Here is a 15,785-nt window from a genome sequence, read left to right as displayed (position 1 = left end):
GCATGGGTCCATTTCCCCATGTCCCCGCTCCGGGCGGGAGCAGCGCCGTCCGCCGGATAGGGTCGATGCGGAGCGTTCGCCAGGAGGATCCGGTGATTTGGGAGATCGACGACTCGACACACGCCGTCGAGGGCCTCGATGGACGCGGTCGGCCGAGGCCGGAGTACGCCGCGTCCCTCGGGCTGCGCATGGCGCCCTTCGGGCGGCGCGTGCTGGCGACATCGATCGAGCTGGGCATCCTCGTGGTGCTCCAGCTGCCGCTGCTGCTCGTCTCGCTTCCGGTGCTCCTCAACGCCGCCGCGTCCGCCGACCCGGCCGCAGCGCTCACGGACGCCGGCAACCTCGGCCTCGTGATCGCGTGCGCGGCCGCGTCATCGGCCTTGACGACCGCGTTCGTCGTCCTGCAGCTGATCCTCCACGGCCGCAAGGGCACCACGGTGGGCAAGGCCGCGACCGGCATCCGCTCGGTCAACGTGCGCACGCTGGAGCGGCCCGGATTCTGGCGTGGCGCGGTCGTGCGGTACCTGGTGCTCGGAGCCAGCTTCCTCGTCCCCCTCGTCGGACCCGTCCTCGTGATCGCCTGCTCCCCGCTCTTCGACCCGGAGCGTCGAGGGCGCGGATGGGCCGACATGGCGGGCGCCACCTGGTTCGTGGACGCGCGGAACGGCCTCAACCCCTACGACGCGAAGCGCATGCGGATCGCCCGCAAGACGGCGGCGACGGATCTCGCCGACGAGCGCAGCGAGCTGCCGTCGCTCGCGACCTCGGCGGTGGCCCCCAGCTCCGGCGCCTACATCCCCGTCACCCGCAGCAGCGGGGGAGTCGTCGGCGCGCCCCGCGGGGAGGCGTACACCGCGGGCGCCGCGCCGGGCGGAACGGATGCCGCGCCCGTCGCACCGAGTGCAGCGGCCGTGGATCCTGGTGCCCCTGCGGCGGGAGCCCCGGCGCCAGGGACCCGCGAGCCGGTCCATCCCGCCGTCGCCTCGTCGACGGCGGCAGCGGCAGCCGGCCCCGGCATCCCCTGGACACCGCCGCGGCTGCTGCCGGACGCGGCGCCGCCCGCCGGACCGCCGCGGCCCGCTGCCGCGCGTCCTGCCGCGCCGGCACGCCCCGGCACGCCCGCCGTCGCCGCGCCGCCGGTGACAGATGCGTCGTCGTCCCCGGCCGTCGTGCTCGAGTTCGACACCGGCGCGCGCATCGCCCTCCCCGGCGCCGGCATCCTGATCGGACGCGATCCCTCGCCCGCGCCGGGCGACAACGGGCTCACCCTCGTCCCGATCGAGGATCCGACGAAGTCGATCTCCAAGACCCATCTCGCGCTGCTGCGCACGGGCGGCGCCATCATCGCCGTCGACCGTGCATCGACGAACGGCAGCGCGCTCATCCGCGAGGGCGCGGAGCACTCCCTCCCGCCCGGTCAGGGGGTCACGGTCCGCAGCGGCGACACCCTCCTGCTGGGCGACCGGCGAGCCCTCATCCGCATCGGCTGACGCAGACCCCGAGGACAACGCATGAGACTCAGACTCACACTCCAGCGGCGAGACGCGCAGCAGATCGACATCGTCGTCACCTCCGACACGACGGCGACCGTGCAGGACGTGGCCCGGCACATCGTCGACACCGACCCCGCTCGCGAGACGTCCGCCTCTCCGCGCGATGTGCTGACGCTCAAGGTGGCACCGCCCACCTCGTCGACCTTCACCATGCTCGCGCCCGACATGCTGATCAGCGACGCCGCCGTCGGCTCGGGCTTCATCGCATCGATCGTGAACCTCGGAGAGGACTACGTCGCGTCGCGGGCGGTCGGCGGTCCACCGGCCGCGATCCTCTCGGTCGTCGGCGGCCCGCTCGTCGGACGCGAGTTCCCGCTGCCGCGCGGCCACTTCACCATCGGGCGCGCCGCCGGCAACGACATCGTGCTCGACGATCCGCTGATCTCCAAGGTGCATGCGCGCATCGAGGTCGGCGGTTCGGTGGAGCTCGTCGACCTGAACTCGGCCAACGGCATCGTGGTCGACGGCGGTCTGGTCCAGCGCCTCCGCGTCATCCCGGGGCAGCGGTTCTCGCTCGGTGACACCGACGTGGTCGTCCGCATGGTCCAGGACTTCGCGCCCGTCGAGCAGGACCCGGTGCTCGAGCGCGGCGGATCGCTGCTGTTCAACCGCAGCCCGCGCGTCGAGCCTCGCTACATCGGCGAAGAGCTCCCGGAGCCGCGGATGCCGAAGGATCCGGTCACGCGGCTGTTCCCGTGGCCGATGCTCGTCGCACCGCTCATCCTCGGCATGGCGCTGTTCGCGATGAACGGCAACCCCCGGTCGCTCCTCGTCGTCATCATGTCGCCGCTGATGCTGCTCGGCAACTTCATCTCCCAGCGCACCCAGGTGGGCCAGCGCGCCCGCAAAGAGACCGAGATCTTCGAGCGCACCTTCGAGGAGCTGGAAGAGACGCTCTACCGCGAGCGCCCGCGCGAGCGCGAGATCCGCAATGCGGAGGCGCCGCCGGTGGCGGTGGTGTTCGAAGAGGCGATGCGGCTCGGCCCGATGCTGTGGACGCGGCGTCCAGAGCACTGGAACTTCCTCTCGGTGCGGCTGGGCATCACCGAGGCCCCGTCGCGCACGACGGTGAAGCGGTCCGAGACGCCGGAGGCACTGCAGGAGTTCGTCGATCGCGTCGACCGGCTGCGGGACCGCTACCGCACCATCGACGGCGTGCCGGTGCTGGAGTCGCTGCAGAGCGTGGGTGTGATCGGCGTCGCCGGCGGCGACCGCGAGGCCGCCGATGCGCTGCGCGGTCTGTGCGTGCAGCTGTTCGGCCTGCACTCTCCCAACGAGCTGGTCGCCATCGCACTGACCGAGCCCCGCTGGGCGACGCAGCTCGAGTGGCTGAAGTGGCTGCCCCACACCTCCAGCGAGCGCAGCCCGTTCCGCGACATGCCCCTGTCGGACTCGGCGTCGACCGGCGCGGCGCTGCTGTCGGGCCTGGAGGAACTGGTGATGCAGCGGTCGAAGGCCGCATCGTCGCCACGACTGCCCCTCGCCGACGACTGGGATCCGATGCGCTACGGCACCGACGTGCGCCGCGCTGCCGAAGAGGCCACGTTCCCCGGCCAGACGGCGGTCGTCGTCATCGTCACCGCCGACGCGCCCGTCGACCGGGCCCGGCTGACCCAGGTGCTCGAGCGCGGCGCCGACGTCGGCGTGTACGGACTGTTCGTCGCCCCCATGGTCGACGCGCTGCCCGCGGTGTGCCGAAGCTTCCTCGACGTCACGAACGGGCTCGAGCGTGCGCGCGCGGGGACGGTCCGCAGCGGTGTCGACTATCCCGAGACGGCGGTGGAGGGCGTCTCGAACGAGCTGATGACGGTCCTCGCGAAGCGGCTCGCGCCGGTGGTGGACTCCAGCACGGTGATCGAGGACTCGTCCGACATCCCGAACTCCGTGATGTTCCTCTCCCTGGTGGGATCGGAGATGGCCTCGGAGCCTTCCTTCGCGATCGAGCGCTGGCGCGAGAACAACACCATCCTGGATCGCTCGGGCGCGGTCCTCCCGCGACTGAAGAAGGCGGGCACGCTGCGCGCGATCGTCGGCCAGGGCGCCACGGACGCGATGGCGCTCGACCTGCGGACCCAGGGCCCGCACGCCCTGGTGGGCGGCACCACCGGAGCCGGCAAGTCCGAGTTCCTGCAGGCATGGGTGCTCGGTATGGCGGCGGCCCACAGCCCCGACCGCGTCACGTTCCTGTTCGTCGACTACAAGGGCGGCTCGGCATTCGCCGACTGCGTCGATCTGCCGCACTGCGTCGGCCTCGTGACCGACCTGAGCCCGCACCTCGTCCGCCGCGCGCTGACGAGCCTGCGCGCCGAGCTGCACCACCGCGAGCACCTGTTCAACCGCAAGAAGGCCAAGGACCTCCTCGAGCTGGAGAAGCGGCGCGATCCCGACACGCCACCCGCGCTGGTGCTCGTCATCGACGAGTTCGCCGCGCTCGCGGGGGAGGTGCCGGAGTTCGTCGACGGCGTCGTCGACATCGCCCAGCGAGGCCGATCGCTCGGCATCCACCTGATCATGGCCACCCAGCGCCCCGCCGGGGTGATCAAGGACAACCTGCGCGCCAACACCAACCTGCGCGTCGCGCTGCGCATGGCCGACGAGTCCGACTCGAAGGACGTCGTCGGCGATCCCGTGGCGGCCCGCTTCGATCCCGGCATCCCCGGTCGCGGGATCGCCAAGACGGGGCCCGGTCGTCTCGTGTCGTTCCAGTCCGCCTATGCCGGCGGATGGAGCAGCGACCAGGCGCCCGCGGCGGACGTCGCCGTCGCGCAGCTGCGGTTCGGCTCGGTGCAGCGGTGGGAGCTCCCCGACTCGGGCGAGTCCGACTCGCACGACGTCGACCCCGGCCCCAACGACCAGAAGCGCCTCGTGGCGACGCTCGTGGCGGCCGCCGAGGTGGCGCGCATCCCCGCGCCCCGCCGTCCGTGGCTCGACGACCTCGAGACCACGGTCGACATCCGCCAGCTGCGGGCCGGGCGCGCCGGGTTCATCCTGCTCGGCAAGCGCGACGTCCCCGAGCGCCAGCTGCAGGAGCCGGTGTACTTCGAACCCGACCGCGACGGGTCGCTGCTCGTGTACGGCACCAGCGGATCGGGCAAGTCGACGGTGCTGCGCACCGTCGCGATCGCAGCGGCGACGGGCCGCCGCCCGGAGAACGTGGCCGTGTACGGGCTCGATTTCGGCGCCGGCGCGCTCAAGAGCCTCGAGGTGCTGCCGCACGTCGGCTCGATCATCCCCGGGGACGACGCGGAGCGCGTGCAGCGCATCATGCGGTCGCTGGGCGCCATCCTCGACGACCGGGGCAAGCGGTTCAGCGCCGCCAACGCGTCGAGCATCGCCGAATACCGCGAGCTGACCGGTCGCGACGAGGCGCGCATCATCATGCTCCTGGACGGTCTGCCGCAGTTCCGCGCGGAGTGGGAGTCCACGACCGCGCGGATGCCGTTCTACCAGGCGTTCATGCGCATCCTGGGAGAAGGCCGCCCCCTCGGCGTGCACGTCGTCGCCACCGCCGACCGGTCGGGATCGGTCCCGACCGCCATCAGCTCGAACGTGTCCCGCCGCGTCGTGCTGCGGCTCTCGGACGAGAACGCGTACGCCCTGCTCAACGCGCCGAAGGACGTCCTCGACGAGCGATCGGCGCCCGGACGGGCCATCGTGGACGGCTTCGAGACCCAGATCGCGGTGCTCGGCGGAACGCCGAACGTGGCGGAGCAGACCAAGCTGCTCACCCAGTGGGCGCAGGATCTCCGTGCCGCGGGCGCGCGCGAGGTCGAAGAGATCGGGTCGCTGCCCACACGGCTGCAGTCCACGGCCATGCCGGATCGCATCGGCGACTTCCCCGCGCTCGGCGTCGCCGAGGACACCCTCGCGGCGCGCGACTTCGATCCCATCGGCACCTTCGTGGTGACGGGACCGCCGCTGTCGGGCAAGACGAACGCGATGAAGGCGCTCATCACCTCGATGACGCGCTTCGATCCCGGCGTGCGGCTGTTCCACTTCGGCGGCCGCCGATCGCAGCTCAAGGAGTTCGCGCCGTGGATGCGCAGCGCGACGACCCCCGACGAGGCGAAGGACCTCGCGACCGAGCTCGCCGACCTGGTCGGCGACGAGTCGCTCGAGGCGCGACTCCTGATCGTCATCGAGGATGTCCCGCAGTTCGCCGACACGCCGGCCGAGCGCCCGCTCAAGGCGCTGTTCCAGGCGGTCAACCGCAGCGAGCATCTGCTGATCGGCGATGCCGACGTCAGCCAGATCGCCAGCGGGTTCGGGCTCATCGGCGACTTCAAGGGCGGCCGCAAGGGCATCGTGCTGCGTCCGGACGCCTTCGACGGCGACGCCATCTTCAAGGTGCCGTTCCCGAAGGTCAAGCGCTCCGACTTCCCGGAGGGCCGCGGCATCTTCGTCCAGTCGGGGCGCGCCGTCACGGTGCAGATGCCGCTCGTCGAGGGATCCACGCTGGAGGTGCCGCAGACCGCGGTCCAGCGATGACCTGGGGACCCGCATGGGGAATGGTCCCCATCGTGGTCGCAGGCGGGGTTTCGCTAGCTTGGAGTCATCGGCCCGGGGTGGGTCGTGAATCTGAGTGAGGGAGTTGACGATGGCCGATTTCGGTGCTTCGTATGCGGAGATGGAGCAGGTGGCGTCGTCGCTGTCGCAGGCTCGTGATGACATCCAGGGCCAGTTGGACTCGTTGAAGAGCCAGGTGGACACGCTGCTGGGTGAGGACTTCAAGACGCAGCACGCTTCGGGCAAGTTCGGTGAGGGTTACACGGAGCTGACGACGGGTCTGAAGGGTGCGGTGGACGGCATCAACGACATGTCGGAGTCGCTGCTCGGCATGATGCGCGCGATCCAGGACCTCGACCAGCAGCTCGCCGGCGGCTGAACCACCTCCATCGCCGGTGCGGCGGGCTTCGCGCCTGCCCGCCGCACGGCGACGGTGACGGTGACGGCGGCGCACGACAATTTGAGGAGTGACGGTGGGGGTCAAGGTCAGCTATGACGATCTCGGCGACCTGAGCACGCAGCTCAAGCACATCATCGACGAGTTCGAGAGCGCGGGCAGCAGGCGACGGGATCTCGAGGACGCTGTCGAGACGCCGTACGACAAGGACGACCTGAAGGACGCGGCCCACGACTTCGAGGGCCGGTGGGACGACCGTCGCAAGCGGCTCATGGACAACTGCAAGGGCGTCGCCGAGCACCTCGACGGCGTGATCGCCGCCTTCAAGGACTTCGACGAAGACGCGGCACGCAAGTCAGAGAACGGATGACGGAATGACCACGCCTTACATGCCGTCGCACACGCCGGCAGGCACCCTGATCGAGAAGCTGCGCGGCGACGCCGGCGACGTCCAGACGCGGGGTCAGCAGATCGTCGACCTCGCGAGCGACATGTCGAGCGCATGGAACCTCATCTCGCGGCTCGTCGATGACGGCGCCGACATGGAGGGGCAGTCCATCGAGAAGCTCCGCGAGCTGTGCGGCAAGGTCAGCAGCGATCTGTCGGAGGCCGCCGAGCTCTACGACGCCGTCGGCCCCCACATCCTGACGTACGGCAAGGAGCTCGAGACGTCGAAGGGCGTCATCGACCCGCTCGTGTCGGATCTGCTGGATCTGTGGGAGGAGTACTACACCCTCAGCCGCACCGCCGACACCGCCGAAGGTGCGGTGCCGAACGAGCCCGACGACGACGCGGACGCGGACGAGCAGTCGGCGTACGACACCGCCTCGGCGAACGCCGACGAGAAGCGCGGCCTCGCCAGCGCCAAGCACGCGGACTGGGTGGAGAAGGCGGGGGAGTACGACACCGCCTGGGACAGCTGGTTCGACGCGTTCGACACCGCCGCGAAGAACATCCGCGAGGGCGTCAGCGGCAAGATCGAGGACGACTGGAAAGACGACCTCCGCGGCGCGCTCGACTTCCTGGCGAACGTCCTGGCGGTTGCGGGAATCGTCCTCGCCGTCCTCGCCATCGTGGTGGGCGGCCCCATCATCCTTGCCCTCGCGGCCATCGTGGCGGTCGCGACCCTCGCTGTCGCCCTCACCCGCAAACTCGCCTTCGACGACGGCAGCTGGTGGGATGTCGCCTTCGGCGTTCTCGGCGTCATCCCGTTCATCGGCCCCGCCGCCCGCACCGTCCGCGGCCTGGGCTCGGCATCGGGATGGCGCGCGCTGGGGACGGCGTTCGGCGACGACGCCCTGCGGCTGACCGGCATGAACGCCGCCTCCTTCGACGACTGGGCGTCGGGTCTCAACGCCTTGCGCGGCACGACCTTCGCCGACAAGGCGGCGGACTTCTCGGCCGCGCTGTTCTCGGGCAAGAACATCGACGACTGGGCACGCATGGGCTCGACCGGGCGCGACGCGCTCGCCACGGTCGGCACCGTCTGGGTGGCGCAGTTCCAGATCGTCGGCCAGATCAAGGACGCGAGCGGCGGCGCCTTCTCCGGCTCGTTCGACCCTGACCAGAACCCGTTCTCGTGACATGCACCGTGCGGCATCGCACGGCGCGGAACGGGGGCCCGGGGATGGGAGACTTGTCGGGTGAGTGACCTGCGTGCTGAATTGAGGGGCACGGTGGCCCCTGCCGTCCCGCAGTATCGGATGCTGCTGCCGCTGGGCTGGCAGTCATACGACGTGACCGCCGATACCGAGCGGGAACTGCTGGGCGCGGCGCGGACGCGTCTTTCGCAGGCCGGTCGACCGGATCTCGCGTCGGGCCTCGCCGTCCAGGTGGGGGATGCCTTGCGCAGCCTCCGTGCGCAGGACGCGTTCGCGTTCGCGCTGGCCGGCGAGACCGCGCCGTCCTGGGCCCTCGGCGCGGCGAGTCTCGTGGGGCTCCGGCGCAAGTCCACCCCCGAGATCCCGCTGGACGCCGTGGTCGAGGACGCCGTCCGCAACCGGGGCGGCATCGCGATCGGCGAGGGGCATCGCATGGTGCGCTGGACCGAACGTCGTCCGGTCACGCTCGAGGGCGTCGCAGCGGTCTCGTTCCTCATCAACTACCTCATCCCTATCCCTGGAACCCGGCGGACGCAGGCCGTGCAATGGACGGCGACCGTCGCCCATGCGGCCGACATGGCCGAGGACGACCCGGTGCTGCTGGCGTGGGTCGCGCTCTTCGACCACCACGTCGCCACCTTCACGTGGAGCACGCGCTGACATGCAGATCAACCTTCGACACGATCCCGAGCGCAGCCTCCCCGTTCCTCACGTCCAGCGGTCCGCCGACGAGCGCGCGCTCTGGGCGCGGGAGACCGCCTACGCCTTCGCCGCACGCGCGGGATTCGACGACGCCACGGCGGAGCGCATCACCGCGGCGCTGAACGACATCGCCGGCGCGACCGGCGACGACCGCCGGAACCTGCTCCTGATCGGGGCGGATGGCCGCGTACTGGCGCCGTTCACCGTGTTCGCGGCATCCGAACCGCTGGCCGAGCCCGAGCAGGCCGCCTTCCTGTGGTCGGCCTCGGCACTGCTGCCGCCGACCACCGAGGTGGTGGAGTCGGCGCAGCTGGGCGCCGGGATCTCGGTGACGCTGCTCGAGCGTCATGACGATCACGACTACGGATTCCGGCGCTGGCTCTTCGTCGGGCAGAACGCCACGCTCGGCGCCGTGCTCGGTCCTGTCGCACCGTACGGCCTGGCGTTCGTGGAGGACTCTGCGGGCGGCATCCTGCACGAGTCGGTCCTCGAGGGCTTCCTGCCGTCGGCCGACCGCACGCGCGTCGAAGCGCTCGATGCCGCAGTGGTGCGAGCGGGAGAGGACTGGCCGCTGTGAGCGATCGCACCCTGACAAGCCTCGTCGACGAGGTCGACGAGTGGGGTCCCGTGGACTGGTGGCGGCTCGAGCTGCGCTCGTTCGTCACGGCGCCCTACGCGCAGCACGCGCTCGTCGTGCTGGCCCCGAAGGAAGCGGTGCGCGCGGAGCATCGCGGCGTCCGTGCAGGAAGCTGCCTGCAGTCGCTCGCGTACATGTTCCTGCTGGTGGCCCCGCTCGTCGGGGCGGCGGCCATGCTCCGCTGGGTCGTCGGCGGAAGCGCGTTCGACTTCCCTCTCGCCTTCGCCGGCGTGCTCACGCTCATCTCGTTCCTCGCCACGGCATGGAGCGAGTACCAGCGCTACCGTCATCCCCGCGCCGTCGCGCAGTCGGGAATCCGCACGACCACGCTGATGCACATCGTGCCCGGCCTGTTCACGGCGCTCATCGCCATCACCGCGGGGCGCGAGCTGCTGGGCGACGGCACCTGGGTCTGGCTCGTCGTCATCCTGGCCGACGTGGTGGTCTACGCGGCGATCCTCGTGCGAGGCGTGACCATCAAGGGCGGTCCGCAGAACCCGCACGACAATGTCGACCAGAGCATGAAGGAGATCCCGCCGTCGACGCTGACCGGGATCATGGCCGAGCGGGATGCCGCGATCGACCTGCTCGTCGCGCGCGGCAAGATCACCGCCGACGTCGGAGCAGAGGCCCGTGCCACGGCACCGGGGTGGCTCGCGCTCACGCTCGCACCGGAGGCGGGCTCCGCCTATTACCGCCCTGATCAGGCCTGAATCGCTGCATGGGGAATGGTCCCCATGGGCTGATCGCGTCATGCCGGTTACCGTGGAGTCATCGGCCCGGGGTGGGTCGTGAATCTGAGTGAGGGAGTTGACGATGGCCGATTTCGGTGCTTCGTATGCGGAGATGGAGCAGGTGGCGTCGTCGCTGTCGCAGGCTCGTGATGACATCCAGGGCCAGTTGGACTCGTTGAAGAGCCAGGTGGACACGCTGCTGGGTGAGGACTTCAAGACGCAGCACGCTTCGGGCAAGTTCGGTGAGGGTTACACGGAGCTGACGACGGGTCTGAAGGGTGCGGTGGACGGCATCAACGACATGTCGGAGTCGCTGCTCGGCATGATGCGCGCGATCCAGGACCTCGACCAGCAGCTCGCCGGCGGCTGAACCGCGCTCACGCCACAAAGCTCGAGAGCCTGACCGGAGCGCCGCGCGCAGCGGCCTCCGGTCGGGCCGTTTCGGAGGGAATGCGATGACGGACGTGAGGATCGACTTCGACGCGATGAGCGCGAGCCGGCATGCGTACGCCAACATGCGGACGATGCTGGAAGACGCCACCGGCGCGCTTGCGAACGTGTCGGGTTCGGCGGTGCCGCAGGACGAGCTGCGACGGCGACTCGAAGACCTTCACGGGTCGTGGGGTGGCGGCATGAAGAAGCTCGCACGCTACGCGGAGGACGCCGGTGCCGGCCTCGAGGGCATCCTCGAGGCGTTCCAGGGACTGGACTCCGAGCTCGGCGCGAGCATGGTGCCACAGGAAGGAAGCTCGGCGTGACCGATTTCACCGCGCTCGGCTTCGACCCCGCACCCGGCGACATCGCGACGCTCGACGGCTATCTCGACGCACTGTCGGCGGGCTGCGACGGCGTCGACGACGCTCTGTCGATGCTCGACGGCGGCGACGACGCCGACTGGGTCGGCCTCTCCGCCACGGCGTTCCGCGCCTCCGTGAGCGAGGACTTCCGGCCGCAGCTGTCGGACACCGGCGAGGCCCTGCGGACCTCGCGGAACGCGCTCCGCACCTGGACCACCCAGCTCACCTCCTTCCAGCAGCGCGCACGCGTGCTCGCCGAAGAGGCGGATGCCGCCGCCGCCCGGATCGCTTCGTGCGAGAACGCGCATGCCACCGCACTGGAGCACAAGGACGACGACGACGCCGATCCCGACGCGGTGTCGGATGCGGCGCTCGCGCTCGGCAGCGCCGACGCCGAGCTCGAGGAGATCCGCGCCGCGGCACGTGCACTCCAGACCGAGGTCGACGACGAGGCCGCTGCGGCCGCGCGTTCGCTGAACGACGCCGGCGGGATCCTGGACGACTACGCCGGCAACGCGTTCTCGAACTTCTTCGGCGACGCCGGGGAGTGGCTCGCCGACACCGGCGCCTGGCTCATGGACAACGTGGTGCCGATCCTGGAGGACATCCTCCGGGCGGCGCTTCCCGTCATCGCGATCCTGTCGCTCTTCTTCCCGGCGCTGGGCGCCGTCGCGCTGATCATGTCGGGCATCCTGGTGGCGATCGACGGACTTCAGGCGCTCACCGGGCGTGGGGACTGGACGGACTTCGCGGTCGGCGCGCTCGGGATGCTCGCGGGCGGCGCCCTCGGCATGGCGGCGAAGTCGCTGATCGGTCCGGGCGGGCAGGTGCTGATCCCCTCGATCCAGCGCATGACGCCGGCGCTGGCCGGCGGCGGGACCGCGGCCGGATCGCTCGCTGTCGCGCTCAACGTGAACATGCAGAACATGGTCTCGAACACCTACTGGATGACGTCGCAGGCCAAGGACGCGCACGACAACGGCCAGAGCTTCGTCGAGAGCCTGAGCGGTCCGTGGCAGAACCTGGGGGAGCGCGTGGACAACACGATCCGCGGCAACGGACCCCGCACCGACGAGGAGCTCTGACCCCATGACGCCGACGACCGGTGACCGCGTCTGGCAGCGCCTGCCGCAGGGCTGGATCGAGTTCCGGGCGTTCGGCGATCGCACCCCGGACGAGTGGCTGGATTGGTACCTCGCGAGCGGTGAGGGCTGGCTCCCCGACGAGGCGCGGACGGCGATCGTCGAGGGCTTCCGCGCCGGCGTCGCCGCTTTCGCGGGAACCGACTTCGACTTCGCGGGCGTCTCCCTCACCGCGGGCGAGCGACCCGCCGCGTCGTTCCTGTGCACCAACGTGGTGCGCGCGGCGCCCGGCGTCGACGTGCCGAGCACGCCTTTCCACCGGCTGTTCCCCCTCGTGCGCTTCGGCGAGAAGGCGGGCGCCGAGACCTTCACCGCGCCGGACGGTCGCGTCGGCACCGTCGCCAGTGGCCGGCTGCTCACGGGCGGCATCCCGAACGTGGCGACCGTCGGCGAGCTGCTTCTGCCGGAAGAGGGCGGAACCGTCCTCGTGATGGGCATGTGCTCGGACCCGTCGCAGCGGGCGGAGCTGGCACTGCTGACCGCCTTCGTGCTGTCGACGACGCAGGTCCTGCCGGAAGGTGCCGAGCCGGCGCTGCCGGTGGCCGATTCCGGCGCCGCGCAGCGCACCGCGTAATCTGACGTGCATGGCTTTCACCCTCATCCGGCCGGAATCGCGCCCCTGGATCGGCGGCGCGACGGCGGATGACGTCACCGTCGCGGAGGCCGACCGCGTCGCGCTGCTGCTCCGCGGCGACTACGAGCGGTGGTCGCGATGGGCCTTCGGGCTCGCCGCCTTCGTGGTGACCGCGGTCGGTGTGTTCGTCGCCCTGGGCATGGTGGATGCGATCGTGCAGCTGGGACGCCCCGCCGCGCTCGTGGATCTCGTGGTGACGGTCGTCGCGGTGATCCTCGCCGGCGTCGCGGCGTTCGGGCTCGTGCGGCTGTGGCTCACCGGACGTGCGCTCACGACGAGCGCCGCCGCATGGCTGCGCGCACCGTTCCGTGCGGGTTCTCGTCAGCGCCGCGCCGGCGGGTGGGTGCAGGCGCGAACCGTCTATCTCGAGCCGCGCAACCTCGTGAGGCTGCTGACGTCCTCGCTGGCGTTCCTCACCGCGATCTTCGGCATCGCGGCCGCGGTTCGCGACCTCGCGGGTGGTGACGTCAACGGTCTGTCGGCCGCCGCGGGCCTGATCGGCCTGATCGCGCTCGCGTGCGGGCTCGGCCAGGCGGGCGGTGTGCTCCGCATCGGCTCCGGGGTCGCCGAGGGCGATCCGCTCTGGCACCGCATCCGCTCCGCCTTCGTCCCGCGCTGAGCTGAGCTCCCGCCCGGCTCGGAGAGGCCGCACAGCCATGTCCGATTTCCGCGAGCGGCTGTCGGGGGAGCGTGTCAGGCTAGGGGCATGAGCCTCACCATGACACCCGGCGCGCGCCTCGGCGCCATGTCATTCGACGAGCGCTATCGAGCGATCGACTCGCGCGATGCGCGCTTCGACGGGCAGTTCGTGACGGCGGTCCGCTCCACGGGCATCTACTGCCGGCCGAGCTGCCCCGCCCGCACCCCCAAGCCGTCGAACGTCACGTTCTATCCGACGAGCGCGGCCGCCCACGAGGCGGGCTACCGCGCGTGCAAGCGGTGCCTTCCTGAAGCGGCACCGGGCTCACCGCAGTGGAACCTCCGGGGCGACACCGCGGGCCGCGCCATGCGCCTCATCGCCGACGGCGTGGTCGAGCGCGAGGGCGTTCCCGGGCTCGCGCGGCGGCTCGGCTACTCCCCGCGGCACCTGACGCGGCTCCTCACGACCGAGCTCGGTGCCGGACCCCTGGCCCTCAGCCGCGCGCACCGGGCGCAGACGGCCCGCATGCTGCTCGTGGGCACCGATCTGCCGGCCGCCGACGTCGCCTTCTCGTCGGGCTTCGCGAGTGTGCGGCAGTTCAACGACACCATCCGCGAGGTGTTCGGGATGCCGCCGCTCGAGCTCCGCGCGCGGCGACGGCTGTCGCGACCCGGCGAACGGCAGGCCGCTGCGCCCGCGCAGGGCGCGCCCGGCGTCACGATCGACCTGGCGCTCCCGCACCGGGGTGCGCTCGATGCCGCGGGTCTCTTCGCATGGATGGCCGCCCGTGCCGTGCCGGGCGCCGAGGCGGCCACCGCCTCGACGTTCGCCCGCACGCTGCGTCTTCCCCACGGGCCGTCATGGTTCGAGCTCCGCCTGGACGACGTGGGCCGTGTCCGCCTGCGCGCGGCGATGACGAACCTCGCGGATCTGTCGACCCTCGTCACGCGTGCGCGGCGTCTGTTCGACCTCGATGCCGACCCGGTCGCCGTCGACGAGTCGCTGGCGCAGCATCCGCAGCTCGCTCCGCAGGTCGCGGGTCTTCCGGGCATCCGCGTGCCGGGCGCCGCCGACCCGCACGAGATGCTCATCCGGGCCATGGTCGGCCAGCAGATCACGGTCGTGGCCGCACGCACGGCGCTCACGGCGCTGACCGCGGCGCTCGGCGAGGAGGTGCCCGCCTTCGCGGGCATGCTCTCCGGGACCCCTGCGGCCGCTCCCGAAGCGGCGGCCGCCGACCCAGCTGGCGTCGGCGCAGCGGACGCGCCTGTCCCTGTCCGGCTGTTCCCGACGATGTCCGCGATCGCCGAGCGCGGGGGAGAGGTGCTGCGCGGGCCCGCCGCCCGCATCCGTGCGATCACCGGAGCGGCCGCCGCCCTCGTCGACGGCACGCTCACCCTCACCCCGGGCGACGACGCGGTCGAGCAGCGGGCAGCCCTCCTGGCGATGCCCGGCATCGGCCCGTGGACCGCCGACTACGTGCGCATGCGGGTGCTCGCCGACCCCGACGTCTTCCTGCCGGGCGACGTCGCCGTCCGCACGGGCGCCGCCGCTCTCGGGCTCCCCGCCGAGCCGCGCGCGCTCGACGACTGGGCTGCCCGCACCGCGCCGTGGCGCAGCTACCTCACCGCTCACCTCTGGAACGCGGTCCCGCCGAGGGCGCCCGCCAGAGCACGCGCCGCACGACCGCTCCGCGAGGCGCGAGCGGACGCATCCGTCCCATCCACTCCGTCCCCATCGACCACCGGAGGCTTGTCATGACCACCGCGACCATCCAGACCCTCGAGACGCCCGACGGCGCCTTCACGCTCCTCGCCGACGACGCGGGGCGCGTGCTCGCCTCGGGCTGGACCGCCGACCCTGCGGCGATCCTGGCCCGGCTGTCGGAGCGCGTGCGCCCCTCGATCGTCGAGACAGGAGAGACGGATGCCGCCGCCGCTGTGGCGGCCTACTACGAGGGCGACCTCGCCGCGATCGACGACGTCGAGGTCGCGCAGCACGGCACCCCGATGCAGCTCGCCGGCTGGGCGGCGCTGCGGCGCATCGCCCCCGGTCGTCCGCTGACCTACAGCGAGTTCGCCGCCGAGCTCGGCTCTCCGAGCGCCGTGCGCGCCGCGGCATCCATCTGCGCCCGCAACGCCCCAGCCCTGTTCGTGCCCTGCCATCGCGTGCTGCGCACCGACGGAAGCCTCGGCGGGTTCGCCTGGGGCCTGCCCGTCAAGCGGCGGCTGCTCGACCGCGAGGCCGCGGTGCCGGCGCTGATCCCATAAGCCTCCGGCACCCCGGATCGTCCCAGGACCCTCCGGGGCGTGCGGCGTCCACGGGGGGCACCCGCGAAGAACTTCCGGGGAGGCGGAAAGCGCTTGTTGCGCCCAGGGAATTCTCAGGTATAGGCTGGAGGGCTGGCGTGTCGTTTCGGCGGCACCCGGCTCATGTCCCGCG

15 protein-coding genes are annotated in these 15,785 nt (G+C 71.4%); all 15 read left to right on the top strand.

The genetic code is table 11. The features are described from left to right. Positions 1-92: 92 nt before the first annotated feature. The 15 genes from MRBLMI12_RS20490 to MRBLMI12_RS20420 all read left to right on the top strand — a co-directional run bounded on the left by MRBLMI12_RS20490 (position 93) and on the right by MRBLMI12_RS20420 (position 15,613). A complete protein-coding gene (locus MRBLMI12_RS20490; RefSeq protein WP_363358012.1) occupies positions 93-1,490 on the top strand; it encodes an RDD family protein in 1,398 nt (465 codons plus the stop codon). 21 nt (positions 1,491-1,511) lie between these two features. Continuing rightward, complete coding sequence (locus MRBLMI12_RS20485) at positions 1,512-6,041, top strand: FtsK/SpoIIIE domain-containing protein (protein WP_363358011.1); 4,530 nt, start codon at positions 1,512-1,514, stop codon at positions 6,039-6,041. A gap of 109 nt (positions 6,042-6,150) precedes the next feature. Beyond that, positions 6,151-6,438: a WXG100 family type VII secretion target gene (locus tag MRBLMI12_RS20480; RefSeq protein ID WP_308868145.1), complete on the top strand. Its 288-nt coding sequence runs from the start codon at positions 6,151-6,153 to the stop codon at positions 6,436-6,438. Positions 6,439-6,532: 94 nt separating this feature from the next. Beyond that, entirely contained in the window at positions 6,533-6,826 is a 294-nt protein-coding gene (locus MRBLMI12_RS20475; RefSeq protein ID WP_349426640.1) for a hypothetical protein, read from the top strand. A 4-nt stretch (positions 6,827-6,830) separates the two neighbouring features. Next, on the top strand, positions 6,831-8,039 hold the full coding sequence (locus tag MRBLMI12_RS20470; RefSeq protein ID WP_349426641.1) for a hypothetical protein: 1,209 nt from the start codon (positions 6,831-6,833) through the stop codon (positions 8,037-8,039). Between the two features lie 60 nt (positions 8,040-8,099). Further along, positions 8,100-8,717: a hypothetical protein gene (locus MRBLMI12_RS20465; RefSeq protein WP_363358010.1), complete on the top strand. Its 618-nt coding sequence runs from the start codon at positions 8,100-8,102 to the stop codon at positions 8,715-8,717. Position 8,718: 1 nt separating this feature from the next. After that, a complete protein-coding gene (locus tag MRBLMI12_RS20460) occupies positions 8,719-9,336 on the top strand; it encodes a hypothetical protein (protein ID WP_363358009.1) in 618 nt (205 codons plus the stop codon). Then, positions 9,333-10,109: a hypothetical protein gene (locus MRBLMI12_RS20455; protein ID WP_363358008.1), complete on the top strand. Its 777-nt coding sequence runs from the start codon at positions 9,333-9,335 to the stop codon at positions 10,107-10,109. Before MRBLMI12_RS20460 ends, MRBLMI12_RS20455 begins: the two co-directional genes overlap by 4 nt. Positions 10,110-10,212: 103 nt before the next feature. Continuing rightward, the gene (locus MRBLMI12_RS20450) at positions 10,213-10,500 is read left to right on the top strand and encodes a WXG100 family type VII secretion target (RefSeq protein ID WP_308868145.1); all 288 of its coding nucleotides are present in this window, start codon (positions 10,213-10,215) and stop codon (positions 10,498-10,500) included. A gap of 85 nt (positions 10,501-10,585) precedes the next feature. Continuing rightward, a complete protein-coding gene (locus MRBLMI12_RS20445) occupies positions 10,586-10,888 on the top strand; it encodes a hypothetical protein (RefSeq protein WP_347978301.1) in 303 nt (100 codons plus the stop codon). After that, on the top strand, positions 10,885-12,012 hold the full coding sequence (locus tag MRBLMI12_RS20440; protein WP_363358007.1) for a hypothetical protein: 1,128 nt from the start codon (positions 10,885-10,887) through the stop codon (positions 12,010-12,012). Before MRBLMI12_RS20445 ends, MRBLMI12_RS20440 begins: the two co-directional genes overlap by 4 nt. Positions 12,013-12,016: 4 nt before the next feature. Beyond that, positions 12,017-12,643, top strand: a complete 627-nt coding sequence (locus tag MRBLMI12_RS20435; protein WP_363358006.1) for a hypothetical protein — start codon at positions 12,017-12,019, stop codon at positions 12,641-12,643. A gap of 10 nt (positions 12,644-12,653) precedes the next feature. Then, entirely contained in the window at positions 12,654-13,322 is a 669-nt protein-coding gene (locus MRBLMI12_RS20430) for a hypothetical protein (protein ID WP_363358005.1), read from the top strand. An 87-nt stretch (positions 13,323-13,409) separates the two neighbouring features. After that, a complete protein-coding gene (locus MRBLMI12_RS20425; protein ID WP_363358004.1) occupies positions 13,410-15,104 on the top strand; it encodes a DNA-3-methyladenine glycosylase 2 family protein in 1,695 nt (564 codons plus the stop codon). Beyond that, positions 15,101-15,613 carry a methylated-DNA--[protein]-cysteine S-methyltransferase gene (locus tag MRBLMI12_RS20420; RefSeq protein WP_363358003.1) on the top strand — a complete coding sequence of 171 codons (513 nt, stop codon included), beginning with the start codon at positions 15,101-15,103 and terminating at the stop codon, positions 15,611-15,613. The genes MRBLMI12_RS20425 and MRBLMI12_RS20420 overlap by 4 nt, the downstream gene beginning before the upstream one ends. Positions 15,614-15,785: the final 172 nt, after the last annotated feature.

This window comes from Microbacterium sp. LMI12-1-1.1, assembly GCF_040676455.1.
Lineage (GTDB): Bacteria > Actinomycetota > Actinomycetes > Actinomycetales > Microbacteriaceae > Microbacterium.
Note: the sequence above shows the minus strand (reverse complement) of the source record. Positions and strands in the feature narration are given on the sequence as shown.